Annotated in this window: 1 protein-coding gene; it reads right to left on the bottom strand. The window is 49.1% G+C overall.

Annotated elements, in window-relative coordinates; genetic code table 11:
• A partial coding sequence (gene yvcK / locus R8O11_RS26685; RefSeq protein ID WP_318194805.1) for a uridine diphosphate-N-acetylglucosamine-binding protein YvcK occupies positions 1-802 on the bottom strand: 802 nt, incomplete at both ends.

Below are 802 nucleotides of genomic sequence, written 5' to 3' on the forward strand. Positions count from 1 at the left end.
ATTCGGTAACGACGTTCCATTGTTCCAACACTTTCTGGTCCGTTTCTTCGGCAAGGACGACATCGATTCTTCGTCCTTGGCACGCACGTTCACACCATTCCAGCTTTTGCGCCATCGACATTCGACCTGCTGGGCCGTATTCAGGGCTGAGGTTAGCAACGAATATCACCTTCGCTTTTCGGTTTGCTGCAATGGCTTTGCCCAGCTCAGGCAATAACAATGGCGGCATAATACTGGTGAGGAAACTGCCTGGGCCAAGAATGATTGCATCGGCTTCTGCCAGAGCAGTAACGGCTTCTTTAGTGGCTGGAACTTCTGGTGAAAGATCTAAGCGACGTAAGTCGGTTTCCATCTCATCCACATTGGTTTCACCTGTGACCCATTGCCCGTTCACTGAAAGCGCAGACAAATCCGAAGGGTGCTCTGACATTGGCAGAATATTTACATCAACCTTAAGCATGTTTCGGATCAGATTGATTGCATCCAGCGGTCGAACCGACAAGTTATCCAATGCTGTTAGCATCAAATTGCCAAGGTTGTGGCCGTCCAGCTCTCCCGTACCTTTAAAGCGGTATTCGAACATCATCGAACTGATAGATGGTTCAGTGATTAGCTGGTTGATGCAGTTTCTGGTGTCTCCCCAAGCGATGCCACCTTGGCAATGACGAATACGCCCAGTTGAACCACCATTGTCGGTTGTGGCAACAATGCCCGTAGCATTACTGCCAAAGTCTTTTAAAGCGGCTAACATTCGACCTAAGCCATGACCACCGCCAACTGCGACCACTTTCTTATCCGTATA

The organism is Vibrio sp. 1288, assembly GCF_033344475.1.